The 15,511-nt window shown below is 68.7% G+C and carries 9 protein-coding genes; 3 read left to right on the forward strand and 6 right to left on the reverse strand.

Features of this window, described 5'->3' with window-relative positions:
- Positions 1-18: 18 nt before the first annotated feature.
- The 6 genes from CDN99_RS16315 to CDN99_RS16340 all read right to left on the reverse strand — a co-directional run bounded on the left by CDN99_RS16315 (position 19) and on the right by CDN99_RS16340 (position 11,228).
- Positions 19-2,208 (reverse strand): phosphocholine-specific phospholipase C, encoded by a 2,190-nt coding sequence (locus tag CDN99_RS16315; RefSeq protein ID WP_088385942.1) that lies wholly within the window; start codon positions 2,206-2,208, stop codon positions 19-21.
- Positions 2,209-2,219: 11 nt separating this feature from the next.
- Positions 2,220-2,855, reverse strand: coding sequence for a PEP-CTERM sorting domain-containing protein (locus CDN99_RS16320; RefSeq protein WP_088385943.1), 636 nt, complete (start codon positions 2,853-2,855; stop codon positions 2,220-2,222).
- Between the two features lie 502 nt (positions 2,856-3,357).
- Positions 3,358-5,445: an acetoacetate--CoA ligase gene (locus tag CDN99_RS16325; protein WP_088385944.1), complete on the reverse strand. Its 2,088-nt coding sequence runs from the start codon at positions 5,443-5,445 to the stop codon at positions 3,358-3,360.
- A 96-nt stretch (positions 5,446-5,541) separates the two neighbouring features.
- Entirely contained in the window at positions 5,542-7,467 is a 1,926-nt protein-coding gene (locus CDN99_RS16330) for an ABC transporter substrate-binding protein (protein WP_088385945.1), read from the reverse strand.
- Positions 7,468-7,523: 56 nt separating this feature from the next.
- Positions 7,524-9,428 (reverse strand): ABC transporter substrate-binding protein, encoded by a 1,905-nt coding sequence (locus tag CDN99_RS16335; RefSeq protein WP_088385946.1) that lies wholly within the window; start codon positions 9,426-9,428, stop codon positions 7,524-7,526.
- Positions 9,429-9,443: 15 nt separating this feature from the next.
- Positions 9,444-11,228: an ABC transporter substrate-binding protein gene (locus CDN99_RS16340; protein ID WP_238139554.1), complete on the reverse strand. Its 1,785-nt coding sequence runs from the start codon at positions 11,226-11,228 to the stop codon at positions 9,444-9,446.
- A gap of 390 nt (positions 11,229-11,618) precedes the next feature.
- Here CDN99_RS16340 and CDN99_RS16345 point away from each other — a divergent pair, with 390 nt between their 5' ends.
- Genes CDN99_RS16345 through CDN99_RS16355 form a run of 3 tightly spaced genes read left to right on the forward strand, consistent with a single transcriptional unit; the run spans position 11,619 to position 15,302 of the window.
- Positions 11,619-12,557, forward strand: coding sequence for an ABC transporter permease (locus CDN99_RS16345; RefSeq protein WP_088385948.1), 939 nt, complete (start codon positions 11,619-11,621; stop codon positions 12,555-12,557).
- Positions 12,554-13,606: an ABC transporter permease gene (locus CDN99_RS16350; protein ID WP_088385949.1), complete on the forward strand. Its 1,053-nt coding sequence runs from the start codon at positions 12,554-12,556 to the stop codon at positions 13,604-13,606. The genes CDN99_RS16345 and CDN99_RS16350 overlap by 4 nt, the downstream gene beginning before the upstream one ends.
- Positions 13,607-13,610: 4 nt before the next feature.
- Positions 13,611-15,302, forward strand: a complete 1,692-nt coding sequence (locus CDN99_RS16355; RefSeq protein ID WP_088385950.1) for an ABC transporter ATP-binding protein — start codon at positions 13,611-13,613, stop codon at positions 15,300-15,302.
- Positions 15,303-15,511: the final 209 nt, after the last annotated feature.

Here is a 15,511-nt window from a genome sequence, read left to right on the forward strand (position 1 = left end):
CGTACCGGCCGCGCGGGCTCAGCCCTGCACGCGGTACTGGTCGGCGACGGCCTGGCCTTCCATCGCCGGATCGCTGATCGACGGCTGGCCGGTCTCGATGTGGCCGGCGAAGCGGCGCAGGAAGTCCGCCTGACCCGCCACCCGCACCGACACGTCGTACCAGTGCGCGCTGACGGCCACGCCCACGCGCAGCTCGCTGCTGCTGCGCGCCGGGACGTTGACGGAGCGCGGCGCGACGCTCTGGTACTTGTTGTGGCCGACGGTGAAGGTCGCGGCGACCGGTCCCGTGTTGACCAGCGTCAGCACCAGCTCGCCGGTGGCCGCGCTGGCCTTGGCGACGACGTCCGGATTGGGCTGGCCCGCCGCCGCCGCGCGCCGCGCGTTGCCGGCGAGGTGGCGATGGAATCCGTTCGGGCCCAGGATCCAGAGGTCGTAGGCGCCGGTGGTCTGCGGTGCGAAGCTGCCCACCAGTTGCTTGCCGGGCTCGACCGTGTAGCGGCGCGGGATCTCGGTCAGGCGCAGGCGGTCGTAGACGTGGAACACGGCGGCGGCGGTGCCGGTGTTCTGGAACGTCACCGCGATGGCCGTCGCGTTCGGGCCGGCGCCGGGCGTCAGCGCGGCGGTGGCCTGCAGGTCGTAGGGCAAGGCGCGGGCGGGACGCACGCCGGCGTTTTGCGACGGCAGCTGCAGCGCGCCGGGCACCGGCGGCGTCGTGGTGCCGGGCAGCGCGCGCGCCCGGTTGGCCAGCGCGACGGTGGCGGGCAGCCTGGAGAAGAACGCGCTGTCCTCGGGATCCGCGAAGTTGAAGCACGAGGTCAGGTCACCGGCGACCGCGCGGCGCCAGGCGCTGATGTTGGGCTCCATCACGCCGAAACGGGCTTCGACGAAGCGCAGCACCGAGGTGTGGTCCGCGACCTGCGAGTTGACCCAGCCGCCCTTGCTCCACGGCGACACGATGTACATCGGCACGCGCGGGCCCATGCCGTACGGCCGGTGCAGGTAGGTGGCGGAGGCGCCGTTGAGGATCTCGCAATGCTCGCCGGTGAAGTCCACCGTCGACGCGCCGGCCAGCGCGGCCTTGGCGGGATCGGCGTTCCACGTCGTGTAGGACGGCGCGGCAGGCGGCGGCATGTGGTCGAAGAAGCCGTCGTTCTCGTCGAAGTTGATGAACAGGACGGTCTTGCTCCACACGTCCGGATTCGACGTCAGCGCGTCCAGCACCTTGGAGGTGTAGTCGGCGCCTTGCGCGGGGCTGGACGGGCCCGGATGCTCGGAGCCTTCGGCCGTGGCCACGATCCACGACACCTGCGGCAGGCGGTTGTTGACGACGTCGTCGCGCAACAGGTCGAGGTCGCGCGTGGAGATGCCGCGGTCCTTCAGCACCTGCGAGAAGCCCGGGCGGTTGTACCAGCCGTCGCGGAACACCTTGAAGCCGGCGAGCGAGTTGTCGGTGAAGTTGTCCGCCATGTTCTGGTAGACCTGCCAGCTGATGCCGGCCGACTGCAGGCGCTCGGGGTAGGTGGTCCAGGTGTAGTCGGTGAGCGGGTTGGCGTTGAACCAGTCGTGGCTGTTGTCCGTGGAGGGGCCGTTGCCCAGGCGCAGCGGATCGTTGGTGCCGGTCCACAGGAACAGGCGGTTGGTGTTGGTGCCGGTCTGCGAGGCGCAGTGGTAGGCGTCGCACAGCGTGAACGCGTTGGCCAGGGCGAACTGGAACGGCAGTTCCTGTTCCTTGAAGTGGCCCATCGAATGGTTCTGCTTGGCCTTGGGCCAGTTGTTCATGCGGCCGTGGTCCCACGCGGCCTGCGCGTCGGTCCACGAGTGCGGCGTGCCGCTGACGCGCATGAAGGCGAAGTTCTGCGCGGTGTTCAGATGGAACGGCGCGATGGCGCCGGGGGCGGCGTTGTTGACGGTGGGCTGGACCCAGACGTTGCGGCCCTTGACGTTGGCCGAGTCGGCCACCGGCGGCGGGAACGGATCGGCGAAGCCGCGCACGCCGTTCATGGTGCCGAAGTAGTGGTCGAAGGAGCGGTTCTCCTGCGTCAGGATGACGATGTGCTCGACGTCGCGGATGGTGCCGGTGCGCACGGCGGCGCTGATCGACAGCGCCCGGGCGATGGCCGGCGGGAAGCTGGTCAGCGCGGCGGTCGCGCCGGCGGCGCCGGCGACGGCGCGGAGGAACTGGCGGCGGGGCGGTTGCTGTTGCGTCATGGCGGGGCTCCTCAGGCGTTGCGGGCGGTGGCGTTGGCGTCGTTGGCGGCCTCGTCGGCGCCGTTCAGCGCGGCCTTGCGGCGGCGCACGACCATGACCGCGACGGCCAGGCCGCCCAGCGCCAGCGCGCCGGAGGCGGGCTCGGGCACGGCGGCGGTGAAGGTCAGGTCGTCCATGACGAAGAAGGCCGGATCGTTGCTGCGGAAGACGATGCGGTCGACGAAGCCGCCGTAGCCGCTGTCCAGGAAGGCTGGGGTCTCGCCCAGGCCCAGCGTGGCGGTGGACGCGACCAGCGCGCCGCCGAAGTACAGGTCGATGGCGACGTTCACGCCCTGGAAGCCGGCGAACCAGGCACCGTTGAAGACGCTGGGCGCCAGGAAGCCGATGGCGCTGGTGGCGCTGGAACCATCGAAGCCGAGCGTGGCGCGGCGGTCGCCGGAGTGGGCGGTGTAGGGCGACTGCTCGCCGGAGAACTGGAACCAGGAGCTGGCGGACCAGTCGAGGCCGCCGTAGTTGGCGGGGACGAGGCCGTCGTCGCCGAGGTCGTCGAAGGTCACCACCGTGGCGGAGGCGAACGGGGCGGCCAGGGCCAGGGTCAGCGGAACAAGGGCCGACAGCCGGGTGAGGCGGGCGAGAAGCTTGCGCATGGGAACTCCAAAGGGACGGGGAGGAGGCATCACGGGGTCAGGTCGTGACGGCGAGCGCGGCGGATGTTCAGAGGGCGGGGTGACAGACCGGTGAAGGGACGGTGTCAACGACGGGCCTGGAACTTGCCCGAGGGGGTCCCTGTCGCGGGAAGCGGGGGCGCGTCGCGGAACCGACGCGGCGGCGTCATGTAACGCCGGGCGTGGCGAAAGTGGTCACGGATGTGACGGGATGCGTCCGGCCCGGCGCGCCGGCACCCCGACGACGCGTCGTCGCGATCGCTCCTGTGTTTCGACAGTGGGACCGACCTGCCCTCGTCAGATCGCCCATCGGAACCGCCTTTCGGAGGAAGAGGAGCGGTGATCAACTGCGAGACGCAGCGATGTCTTCGCGTCGTGGCGGACTACCAGCTGAAACGAGACCTCTCCGTCGGGATGCCACGCGAGCAACCGATGCTCGCCGCGGCCGTCATCGAGCGTTGCGATCGATCGGTCCGTCGGCCCGTCATTGCCTCTCGCTCGCGAAGCGCTGATACCACCCCACCACCTCTGCATTCGCCATCGCGTCGCGCTTCATGACCAGCTCGGCCGCGGCGCCGAGCAGCAGCTTCTTGATCGGCAGCTCCATCTTCTTGCCCGACAGCGTGCGGGGTACGGCCTCGACCTGATGGATCTCGTCCGGCACATGGCGCGCCGACAGCGCCTGCTTGATCGAGTCCCGCAGCCGCTGCTGCAACGCCGCGTCCAGCGCCTGGCCCGCGCGCAACTGCACGAACAGCAGCAGGCAGCTCGGGCGCCCCAGGTACTCCAGGTCCACCACCAGGCTGTCCAGCACCTCCGGATGCGTCTCCACCGCGCGGTACAGCTCCGCCGTGCCCATGCGGATGCCGTGGCGGTTGATCGTCGCGTCGGAGCGGCCGTAGATGATGCCGCCGCCCGACGGGGTGATGCGCAGCCAGTCGCCATGGCGCCAGATGCCCTCGCCGGCCGCGCCGCGGTACATGTCGAAGTAGCTCGACAGGTAGCGCTCGTTGTCCTGGTCGCCCCAGAAGTACAGCGGCATCGACGGCATCGGGCGGGCACAGACCAGCTCGCCGACCTCGTCGATCAGCGGCCGGCCGAGCCCCTGTCCGTCGGCCTCGCCGAACGCGTGCACCGCCGCGCCCAGGCTGCGCACCTGCATCTGCCCGCGCACCAGCGGCTCGGTGATCAGGCCGGTCAGGAAGGCCCCCGCGAAGTCGGTGCCCCCGCTGATGATGCAGATCCAGATCGGCGCGCCACCGGGCTTGGGGCAATTGGCCCAGATCCAGTCGTAGCTCTCGTCGGCGAGCGGGCTGCCGGTGCTGCCGATCGCGCGCAGGCGGCTCAGGTCGCCGTGTTTCATCGGCTCGACGCCGGCCTTCAGGCAGCTTGCGTAGAACGCCGCGCCGGCGCCGAAGAAGGTCGCGCCCGACAGCGCGACGAAGCGCCACAGCGTGGACCAGTCCGGCGCCTCCTTCGGGCCGGCCGGGCTGCCGTCGAAGAGGCAGATCGTCGTGCCGCCCATCAGCGCGCCGACTTGGCAGTTCCACATGATCCAGCCGGTGGAGCTGTACCAATGGAAGCGATCACCCGTGTCCGCCGACGCGCCGACATTGTTGTGGAGCGCGCCTTTGAGCATCTCCAGCATCACGCCGCCGTGACCGTGCACGATGGGTTTGGGCAGCCCCGTGGTGCCGCTGGAATAGACGATCCACAGCGGATGGTCGAAGGGCACGGCGTCCGGCTCGCGCGGTCGCGCATGAGCGACCAGCGCGTCCCAGCGATGCGCGCGTCGCGTGGTGGCAGCCAGCGGCGCCGGATCGGCGTGGGCATCGAGGTTGCCCAGCAGCACCACGTCCGTCACCGTCGGCAGCTCGCCCAGCAGATCGGCCAGCAGGCCCAGGCGATCGATGGCCTGCCCGGCGTAGCGCACGCCGTCGGCGGCGATCAGCACCTTGGGCTCGATCTGCCTGAAGCGGTCCAGCACGGCCACCGGCCCCATGTCCGGCGAGCACACCGACCACACCGCGCCGAGGCTCGCCACCGCGAGGAAGGCGACCGCCGTCGCCGGCACGTTGGGCAGGTAGGCGACGACGCGGTCGCCACGCCGCACGCCCAGGTCGTGCAGGGACGCCGCCAGCGCGCCGACCTGCCGGCGCAATTCGGGCCAGCGCATCTCGCCGAGCTCGCCGCGCGCCAGCATCGCCTCGTCGGCATGCACGATGGCCGGATGGCCAGCCGCCTCGGCGGCATCGACATGTCGCAACGCCTGCGACGCCACGTTCAGCATCGCGCCGCGGAACCACACCGCGCCGGGCATGCGCTCCTCGCAGAGCGCCCGCTCGAACGGCGTCGCCGAGCGCAGGTCGAAGTGGTCCCAAATGCTGCGCCAGAACGCGTCCAGCTCGGTCACCGACCAGCCCCACAACGCCGCGTAGTCCTCGAAGACGAGGCCGTGGCGCTCGCGCAGGAAACGGCGGTAGTGCTCGATCTGGGGCACCGGCGCGGACAAGGACGTGGACGTTGGCGTCGACGGGGTCGCCGAGGCACTCGATGTCTGCGCGGGCTGCATGCGGTCTCCTTGCGGGTCCTCGTGACCGGGACCTCGGAGTCACGACGGTAGCGGAGTTCCCCCGCCGCCGCCGTCACGCACGTGACCGCGGCGCCCTCAGCGCCTGGGCAGCTTCGCCGTGTCGATGTCCACGTACTGCCAGAAGACCTGGTTGAAGAACGGCCGGCGGTAGCCGATCAGCCACGGCTGCGCCAGGTCGTTGACGATGCGGTGGACGCGGTACTTCTGCGGCATGTACGCGGTCAGCAGCTTCTGCGCCTCGCGCAGCAGCGCCGCGCGCTCGGGGCCGTCGGGCAGCACCATCATGCGGCGGTAGATCTCGTCGTAGCGCTCCAGCTTGAAGCGGCCCAGGTTCTGCCCGCCCGACGCCGGGCCGTACAGCAGCTCCAGGCCGAGCTGCGCGTCCGGCGTCGAGCTGTTGAAGCCCAGTTGCCAGATCATGAGCTGCCCCGCGCGCGCCGCCTTCAGGTTCTCGGGCCACTGCGCGGTGCGGATGCGCAGGCGGATGCCGAGCTTGTCCATGTCGCGCTTCCACAGCTCGTCGTAGGGCTTGGAGCGGGAGTCCGGCGTGGACGCGACCTCCAGCACCAACGGGCTGCCGTCGGGCATGTCGCGCCAGCCGTCGCCGTCCTTGTCGACATAACCGTAGGTGTCCAGCAGCGCCTTCGCGCGCGGGATGTCGAAGTCGCTGTTCTCGCTCTTGAAGTGCTCGTCGTAACCCCAGGTCAGCGGCGCGACCACCGATTGCGCCGGCACCGCCTGCTGGCGGCGCGCGGTGGCGATCTCGGTCGGGATGTCCGTCGCCAGGCCGATGGCGCGGCGCAGCGCGACCTTCTCCGGCGTGTAGCCGCCGACGACCGGATCCTCCATGTTGAAGTAATACATCGTGCGGTCGCTCGCCAGCACGCGGTACAGCTGGATGCCCTGCTTCTCCAGGTTGGGCGCGATCTTGCCGTGCGGCAGCGCGACTTCAGCGAACTCCTCGGGCAGCAGGTAGAGCAGGTCGAACTCGCGCCCCAGGAAGGACAGCCAGCGCGGCTGGCCCTCCTCGATGATGCTGATCTCCACCGCGTCCACCATCGGCTGCTTGCGGCCCTTGAAGAGCTTCACCAGCGCCTGGCCCTCGGCATCGTCGGGGTTGGGCTGCGCGTCCCAGTAGACGTCGCGGAAGCCGGGGTTGCGCACCAGCCGGATCTGCGAGCTGCGCCGCCAGCGGTCCAGCTTGAACGGACCGGTGCCCACGGGGTGCTCCATGATCCGGTCGCCGTAGGTCTCGACCACCTCGCGCGCGAGGGCGCCGTAGATGTCGCCGCTGGTCAGGTTGTAGATGAAGCGCGGCCGCGGCTCTTCCAGCTTGAACTGCAGCGTATAGCGATCCAGCGCGCGCACGCCCTCGACCGGCTTGTCGTAGTCGAAGGGCCGCTTGCTCTTCAGCGCCTCGTCGCGCAGCGCCTGGAGGCCCGCGATGCCCTCCTGCCGAAAGCTCGAGTACAGCGGGCTCTTCACCGCCGGGTCGTAGAAACGCTTGAGGCTGTAGACGTAGTCCTGCGCCGTCAGCTCGCGGCGCTGGCCCTTGAAGGCGGGGTCCTCGGCGAAGTAGATGCCGGGCCGCAGGCGGATCGTCCAAGTGCGGAAGTCCTCCGAGACCTCCGGCATCGCCGCCGCCGTGTTGGGCTTGAGCTTGAACGGCCGCGCCAGGTAGTCGTAGCCGTACAGCGAGTCGAAGATGTGCGCGATGACGATGCGCGAGTACAGGTCGCTCACCTGCGCCGGATCGAAACCGGTCTCGGCGACCAGGAAGGCGTAGCGCAGGACCTTCTCCTGCGCCGCCGGCTTGCCGGCCGCCTTCCCGTCGACCTTGCCGGCCGTCGGCGGCTGCGGCGGCTGCGGCGGCGCGGCGTGCGCGGCGCCGCCCAGGCCGGCCACGACAGCGAGCGCCGAGGCCGTCGTCACCAACGCCGCGAGCCCTCGCCGCGCCAGCCCGTGGAATCGTTGCCGAAGAACGCTGGGACGTGATCGCATGGGCGCTGGTCGAGGCTGGGGGCTATCGAGGACGAAGCGGGAACGAAGCGGCGCGGCTAGTGCCTGTACTTCGCGGCCGCGTCGGCGTCGATGTCGACGTACTCCCACCAGTTCTGCCAGAACTGCGGGCGGCGGTAGCCGATCAGCTGCGGCTGGGCGATGTCGGTGATGAAGCGGTGGCCGCGGTACTTGTAGGGCATGTAGGCCGTGGCGTAGCGCTTGGTCTCGTCGAAGATCTTCAGGCGCTCGGGACCGTCGGGCAGGTGCGAGGCCTCGTCGTAGAGCTTGTCGACGGCGGCGAGCCGGAAGCGCGCGTAGTTCTGCGCGCCGATCTGGCCGCTGTACATGCGCGACAGCGAGTCCTGTCCATCGGGCTTGGACGCCGACGTCGCCAGCGACCAGATCTGATACTTGCCAGCGCGCAGCGCCTTGAGGTTCTCCGGCCACTTCGCCGGCTTGAAGACGATGCGCACGCCGATGGCGGCCAGGTTCTTCTGCACGATCTCGTCGATCTGGCGCTGGAACAGCTCGGGCGTGGTCAGGCTCTCCAGCACCAGCGGGCGGCCGTCGGGCAGATCGCGCCAGCCGTCGCCGTCCTTGTCGACATAGCCGTACAGATCCAGCAAGGCGCGGGCGCGCGCCGGATCGAAATCGCCCATCTCGCTGCGGAAGGCCGGGTCGTAGCCGGTCGTGCCCGGCATGTAGAGCGACTGCGCCCGCACGGCCTGTCCGCGGCGCACCAGGCGCAGTTCGCGGTCCACGTCGATGGCCAGGGCGATCGCGCGGCGCAGCGCGATCCTGTCGGGCGTGTAGCCGCCCACGACCGCGTCCTCCATGTTGAAGACCGTGAACAGCACGTCGGACGCCACGGTCCGGTAGGCATGCTTGCCCTGCTTCTCCAGGTTGGGCGCGATCTTGCCGTTGGGCGTGGCCTGCGTCATGAAGTCCTCCGGCGTGCGCTCGATGAAGTCGTACTCGCCGTTGAGGAAGGACAGCCAGCGCGGCTGGTTCTCTTCGATGATGTTCACCTCGACCCGATCGATCATGGGCAGGCGGCGGCCCTTGAAGCGTGCCATGAGGGCCTGCCCCTCCACGTCGTCGTCGGCCGGATGGACTTCCTGGTCGTAGTAGCGCTCGCGATAGCCGGGATTGCGCTCCAGCACCATCTGCGAGCTGCGCCGCCAGTGCTTGAGCACGAACGGGCCCGTGCCGACCGGGTGCGCCATCGAATCGCCCGGATAGGCCTCGATGACCTCGCGCGCGACGGCGCCGTACAGGTCGCCCTGCGCGAAGACCTCCATCAGCCGCGGCCGCGTCGCGTGCGACTTGAACTGCAGCGTGTAGCGGTCGACAGCGCGCAGGCCCTCGATGGGCGTGTCGTAATCGAAGGGTTTGCCGGCCTTGCGGATGCGGTCGCGGTACTCGTTCAGGCCGATCAGCTCCAGCTCCTCGATCTCGCTCCAGGTGGGCGAAGCGACGGCCGGATCGGCGAAGCGCTTGATCGAGTAGACGTAGTCCTCGGCGACCAGTTCACGCCGCTTGCCCTTGAACGCGGGATCGTCGGCGAAGTAGATGCCGGGACGCAGCCGCACGGTCCAGACGCGGTAGTCGTCCGAGGACTCCGGCAACGCCGCCGCCGTCAGCGGCTTGAGCTGCGCGGGCCGCGCGAGCTGGTCGTAGGTGTAGAGCCCCTCGAAGATGTGGGGCGTGATCATGCGCGAGTACAGATCGGTGATCTTGGCGGGATCGAAGCCGGTCTCCGCGACGCGGAAGGCGTAGCGCAGCACCTTGGGCGGCGTCGCCACGGCATCGGGCGACACGGCCTGCGATGCGGTCGAGGGCGCGGTCGGCGAAGCAGCCTGCGACGCGGCGGCCGCGACGGCGGCGGTCAGCGCCAGCGCCGCCGCGAGCAACGCGCCGCGCAGGATCGAGGGAACGGGTCGGGCGCGGTACGTCGTCATGGCGGCTCTGCGGGCTTACTTCTTCGGATGGGCCTTCTTCAGCGCCTCGTCGTCGATGTCGACGTACGAGTAGAAATCGCGCTGGTAGAGGTTCTTGTCGTAGCCGATCACCCAGGGCTGCGTCATGTCGGTGAAGATGCGGTGCACATGGACCTTGTAGGGCATGTACGCGATCATCAGCCGGTTGGCCTTGTCCATCACCGCCAGGCGCTCGGGTCCGTCCGGCATGCCGTGCTGCTGGCGATACAGGGCGTTGAACTCGGGCAGGTCGAAGCGCGCCTTGTTGGACTGGCCCTTGCTGCCGACGTAGCCCAGGCCCAGGAAGTTCTCGCCGTCCGGCACGTCGGCGCTCCAGCCCATGCCCCACATCATGAGCTTGCCGGCGTTGGCGGCCTTGAGGTTCTCCGGCCACTTCGCGATCTTGAAGCGGATGCGGATGCCCAGCGCGTCCATGTTCTTCTGCCACAGCTCGGCGAGCTGGCGGTTCTGGCCGTCGGGCTGGGTGGAGTACTCCAGCACCAGCGGGCTGCCGTCGGGCTGGTCGCGCCAGCCGTCGCCGTTCTTGTCGACGTAGCCGTACAGATCGAGCAGGGCCTTGGCGCGGGCGCGGTCGAACTGGCTCATCTCCGACTTCAGCTGCTTGTCGTAGCCGGTCACGCCCGGCGAGATGATGCCCTGCGCGGGAATGGCCTGGCCGCGGCGCGGCAGGCGGATTTCCTGGTCCAGGTCCACGCCCATGGCGATGGCGCGGCGCAGCGCGATCTTCTCGGGCGTGTAGCCGCCCACCACCGGGTCTTCCATGTTGAAGTAGGAGATCGCCACGTCCGCGCGCTCGTAGCGCACGGCCTTGACGCCTTCCTTGGCCAGGTTGGGCGCGAGCTTGTTCTGCGGCATGCCGATCGGCGCGAACTCCGCCGGCAGGTCGTCGAGCAGGTCGAACTCCTTGCGCAGGAACGACAGCCAGCGCGGCTGGCTTTCCTCGATCACCGCGATCTCGACACGGTCCAGCATCGGCAGCTTGCGGCCCTGCAGGCGGCGCACCGCCTCGACCAGCTCGGGCTTGGCGCCCTGCGGTGCCTGCTCGTGATAACGCTCGTCGCGGAAACCGGGATTCTTCTCCAGCACGATGCGCGACGAACGCCGCCATTCACCCAGGCGCCACGCGCCGGTGCCCACCGGGTGTTCCATGATCTTGTCGCCGTAGAACTCCACGACCTCGCGGGCCATGATGCCCACCATCGGATCGGCGAAGTGGTACAGCAGGCGCGGATCGCTGTTGGCCACGCGGATCTCGACCGTGTAGCGGTCCAGCGCGCGCAGGCCGTCGACGGGACGGTCGTAGTCGAACGGCATCTTGTTCTTCAGCGCCTCGGCGCGCACCTCGGACAGGCCCAGGATCTTGGCGCCCTCGAAGCGATAGAGGTGGCCGCTCTTCACGCGCGGGTCGTAGTGGCGCTTGATCGTGTAGATCAGATCGGCCGCGACCAGCTCGCGCTGCTTGCCCTTGAAGGCCGGATCGTCGTTGAAGTAGACGCCCTGCTTGAGCTTGAAGACGAAGCGCCGCGCGTCGTCGCTGACCTCGGGCATGCCGTCGGTGACGGCAGGCTCCAGCCGGTAGGGCCGGCCCAGATAGCTGTAGCGCAGCGGCGCGTCGAAGATGCCGGCAGTGATGTTGCGCGAGTAGAGGTCGGTGACCTGCGCAGGATCGAAGCCGGTCTCGGCCACGCGGATCGCGTAACGCAGCACCTTCGGCGCGGAAGCGGCGGGCGCGTCCTGCGCCCGCGCGACACCCGTGCCCATCGTCATGGATGCCGAAAGAAAGATCGCCAGGGGCCATGCCCCGGCCGTGCCGCGTCGGATCAAGATGCCGTCCTCGAAAGGGAAAGCGCGCCAGTCTAGGGGTCGCGCCGGCCTCTGACCATGCCGGCAACCCTCGGGCGAGGAACGCGCGTGCGCGATGGGGCGCATTGCGTATCGAAGGCCCTGTTTCGTCATGTGCGCATCATCAGTTTTCTTCGATGGATTCAGGGCAAATGCCGGTGCGGGCACCGGGGCGGCTCGCTTAGACTCGCCCGTGATTTGCTGAACCCCAGGCCCCGGCCGTCACAAGCGTCCGGGGTCTTGCTTTTATCTGTCGCCGCTCGCCCGCATCGCCGGTCGACGGCGGCGCTTGAATGGAGTCCCGCGGCAATGGCGGCATACCTCGTCAGGCGCCTGTGGCAAATGATCCCCACCTTGTTGGGCGTCGTGCTGCTGGTGTTCTTCCTCTTCAAATGGTTTGGCGGCGATCCCGCCGAAGTGCTTGGCGGTCTCAACGCCAGCGCCGACCAGATCGAAGCCATCCGCGAGCAACTGGGGCTGAACAAGCCGATCTGGGAGCAGCTCTGGATCTTCCTGCAGCAGATCGTGACCTTCGACTGGGGCAAGAGCTGGGCGACCAACGAATCGGTCGCCAACCTCTTCGCCACCCGCATGCCGGCCACGCTGACGGTGATGCTGCCGATCCTGGTGCTGGAAGTGATCCTGGCGATCCCGTTCGCGCTGGCCGTGGCCTACATGCGCGGCAGCCTGACCGACCGCGCGGTGATGATCGTGACGACGGTGGCGGTGTCGGTGTCGCTGCTGGTCTACGTGATCGTGTTCCAGTACATCTTCGCGTTCCGCCTGGGCTGGTTCCCGGTGCAGGGCTGGAGCGACAGCGTGTGGACCAACCTGACGACCTACGCGCCGCTGCCGGTGTTCGTGGCCGTCGCGGTGGCGCTGTCGCCGTACACGCGGCTGTACCGCACCTTCTTCCTCGACGAGATCGGCCATGAGTACGTGCGCACCGCGCGGGCCAAGGGCATGACCGAGAAGACCATCCTGCTCAAGCACGTGCTGCGCAACGCGATGATCCCGATCATGACCAACATCTCGGTGGCGCTGCCCAGCGTCTTCGTGGGCTCGTTCCTGCTGGAGGTGTTCTTCTCGATCCCGGGCCTGGGCCGCGAGATCCTGCTGGCGGTCAACCGCAACGACTATCCGGTGATCCAGGCGTTCGCGATCTACATCGCGGCGTTGACGATGGTGGTGAACCTCGTCACCGATCTTCTCTACAAGCTGGTCGATCCGCGGGTGGTCCTCAAATGAGCGCAGTGCTTTCTTCCCGTCCGGCCGCCGCGGCCCCGCGCCGCTCGCAGAGCGTGTGGGCGGCCTCGTGGCGCCGGCTTCGCGCCGACAAGGTCGGCATGGGCGCGATGGTCGTCGTCGTGCTGTCGCTGCTGCTGGTGATCGCCGCCGGCCTGGGCCTGGTGGCCGGCAACTGGCAGAAGGAAACCGGCGTGCCCAACGCGCCGCCGACCTTCATGGGCCCGGCGCCGGCGGAGAGCGTCGGCACGATCCAGCAGCCCAAGGGACCGAACGTCGACCTGAGCGACATCGACCCGCTGGCGCCCAAGTACGCCGAGTGGACCGAACGCGCCAAGCAGTACAAGACCGACGAGTCGCCGCGCGCCGAGACGCTGCCCTTCGGCGGCGACCGGCTGGGCCGCGACGTGCTGGCCAAGGCGATCAAGGGCGCCGAGATCTCCATCATGGTGGGCCTGCTGGCCGCGGTGGTGGCCACGCTGATCGGCACTGTGCTGGGCGCGCTGTCGGGCTTCTACGGCGGCAAGGTCGGCGACTTCCTGGAGTGGGTCTACAACGTCTTCACGGCGATGCCCAACATCCTGCTGATCTTCGCCTTCGCGGTGGTCTTCGGCCGCGGCGTGCTGCCGGTGGTGATGATCCTGGGCCTGGCGGGCTGGACCGGCATCTACCGCCTGGTGCGCGCCGAGTTCATGAAGCATTCGGTGCGCGAGTACGTGCGCAGCGCCGAGGCCATCGGCGCGAGCAAGAGCTCGCGCATGTTCAAGCACATCCTGCCGAACGTGTCGCACGTGGCGCTGGTGCAGCTCTCGCTGCACGTGGTGAGCTTCATCAAGAGCGAGGTCATCCTGTCCTACCTGGGCCTGGGCGTGAGCGTGGACCAGGTGTCCTGGGGCACGATGCTGGCCGAGGCGCAGAGCGAGCTGATCCTGGGCTACTGGTGGCAGCTGGCGGCGGTGACCGGTTTCATGGCGGTGTTCGTGACCGCCTTCGCCCTCTTCACGGATGCGCTGCGCGACGCGCTCGATCCGAAACTTCGCGGTCTGGAGTAATCCCATGCTGTTGAGCATTCAAGACCTGAAGGTCGCCTTCCGCATGGGCAAGACAGGCGGCGTGATGCAGCGCCAGCTGGCCGTCAAGGGCGTGAGCTTCGACATCCCCGAGAACAGCACCGTGGCGCTGGTGGGCGAGTCGGGCTCGGGCAAGAGCGTGACGGCGATGTCCATCCTCAACCTGCTGCCGGACAACGCCGAGCGCACCGGCAAGATCCTGTTCCAGGGCCGCGACCTGCTGAAGACCTCGCTGCGCGAGCTGCAGGGCATCCGCGGGCGCGAGATCGCCTGCGTGTTCCAGGATCCGATGAGCTCGCTCAACCCGGTCTTCCCGGTGGCCGAGCAGATCATGGAGCCGCTGATCAAGCACCTGGGCATGACACGTCGCCAGGCGCTGGCGCGCGCCGAGGAGCTGCTCAACGAGGTCGGCATCCCCGACCCGAAGCGGCGCCTGAAGAGCTACCCGCACGAGATGTCCGGCGGCCAGCAGCAGCGCGTGATGATCGCGGTGGCGTTGGCCTGCAACCCCAAGCTGCTGATCGCGGACGAGCCGACCACGGCGCTGGACGTGACCATCCAGCGCCAGGTGATGGAGCTGCTGTCGCGCCTGAAGGACACGCACAAGATGAGCATGCTGTTCATCTCGCACGACCTCGGCGTGGTGGGCGAGATCGCCGACCAGGTCGTGGTGATGCGCCATGGCGAGATCCGCGAGAAGGCGCCGGTGGCCGACATCTTCCACAACCCGCAGGACGCGTACACGAAGGCGCTGCTGGCGTGCCGGCCGTCGCTGGACCTGAACCCGGCGCGGCTGATGGTGATCGACGATCACATCGCCGGTCGCGGCGCGCAAGGCGCGGGCAAGGCCAAGGACCCGGCCGCGCCGGTGATCCTGGAAGCCAAGGGGCTGCGCAAGAGCTTCTTCTTCAAGTCCGGCCTGTTCAGCAAGACCGAGTTCAAGGCCGTCAAGGGCGTCGACTTCCAGCTGCGCAAGGGCCACACGCTGGGCGTGGTGGGCGAGTCCGGCTCCGGCAAGACGACGATGGGCCTGACGCTGCTGCGGCTGCACGAGCCGACCGGCGGCGAGGTGCTCTTCGAGGGCCAGGACCTGCTGAAGATGTCCGGCCCGGACTGGCAGAAGATGCGTCGTCGCATCCAGGTGGTGTTCCAGAACCCGTATGCGTCGCTGAATCCGCGCTTCACGATCTCGCAGACGCTGCTGGAGCCGATGGAGATCCACGGCATCGGCGCCGATCACGCGGAGCGTCTCGCGACGGCAAGCGCGCTGCTGACGAAGGTCGGCCTGGACGAGTCGGCGCTGAACAAGTACCCGCACGAGTTCTCCGGCGGCCAGCGCCAACGCATCGCGATCGCGCGCTGCCTGACGCTCAAGCCCGAGATCCTGGTGCTGGACGAGGCGGTGTCGGCGCTGGACGTGTCGGTCCAGGCCCAGGTGCTCAACCTGCTCAAGGACCTGCAGGACGAGTTCGGGCTCAGCTACATCTTCATCAGCCATGACCTGGCGGTGGTGAAGTTCATCTCCGATGAAGTGCTGGTGATGCAGCACGGCGACGTCGTCGAACAGAACGACGCGCGCGCCCTGCTGGCCGCCCCGAAGGAGGAGTACACCAAGCGCTTGCTGGGCGCGGTGCCTCGTGGCTATCAAGGGCAGGAGCCCGTGACGGCCGCTGCCTGAGCCGGACGACCGGGGGGCCATTCGCGCAGGTCAAGGAAGTGAATTCCCCGCCCGGCCAGGGCGGCGAAGCGAGGGCTTGAGCCCGGACACAAACAGTCGTGAGGACTGTTTGTGCCTAGCGAAGGCCGGGGCCTCCGGGCCCTGGCACGGAGCAAATGGGCCCCCGGTCGGTCGGTTCCCGCTCGATGCAAGCACACGAAAAAGGCAAC

Source organism: Roseateles aquatilis (genome assembly GCF_002205645.1).
GTDB classification, from domain to species: domain Bacteria; phylum Pseudomonadota; class Gammaproteobacteria; order Burkholderiales; family Burkholderiaceae_C; genus Roseateles; species Roseateles aquatilis.

Excerpts from the sequence above, each read along its gene's own strand:
- CDN99_RS16320 (WP_088385943.1), bottom strand. The coding sequence starts at position 2,855 with ATGCGCAAGCTTCTCGCCCGCCTCACCCGGCTGTCGGCCCTTGTTCCG.
- CDN99_RS16335 (WP_088385946.1), bottom strand. The coding sequence starts at position 9,428 with ATGACGACGTACCGCGCCCGACCCGTTCCCTCGATCCTGCGCGGCGCG.
- CDN99_RS16340 (WP_238139554.1), bottom strand. The coding sequence starts at position 11,228 with ATGGGCACGGGTGTCGCGCGGGCGCAGGACGCGCCCGCCGCTTCCGCG.
- CDN99_RS16355 (WP_088385950.1), top strand. The coding sequence starts at position 13,611 with ATGCTGTTGAGCATTCAAGACCTGAAGGTCGCCTTCCGCATGGGCAAG.
- CDN99_RS16330 (WP_088385945.1), bottom strand. The coding sequence starts at position 7,467 with ATGCGATCACGTCCCAGCGTTCTTCGGCAACGATTCCACGGGCTGGCG.
- CDN99_RS16350 (WP_088385949.1), top strand. The coding sequence starts at position 12,554 with ATGAGCGCAGTGCTTTCTTCCCGTCCGGCCGCCGCGGCCCCGCGCCGC.
- CDN99_RS16325 (WP_088385944.1), bottom strand. The coding sequence starts at position 5,445 with ATGCAGCCCGCGCAGACATCGAGTGCCTCGGCGACCCCGTCGACGCCA.
- CDN99_RS16345 (WP_088385948.1), top strand. The coding sequence starts at position 11,619 with ATGGCGGCATACCTCGTCAGGCGCCTGTGGCAAATGATCCCCACCTTG.
- CDN99_RS16315 (WP_088385942.1), bottom strand. The coding sequence starts at position 2,208 with ATGACGCAACAGCAACCGCCCCGCCGCCAGTTCCTCCGCGCCGTCGCC.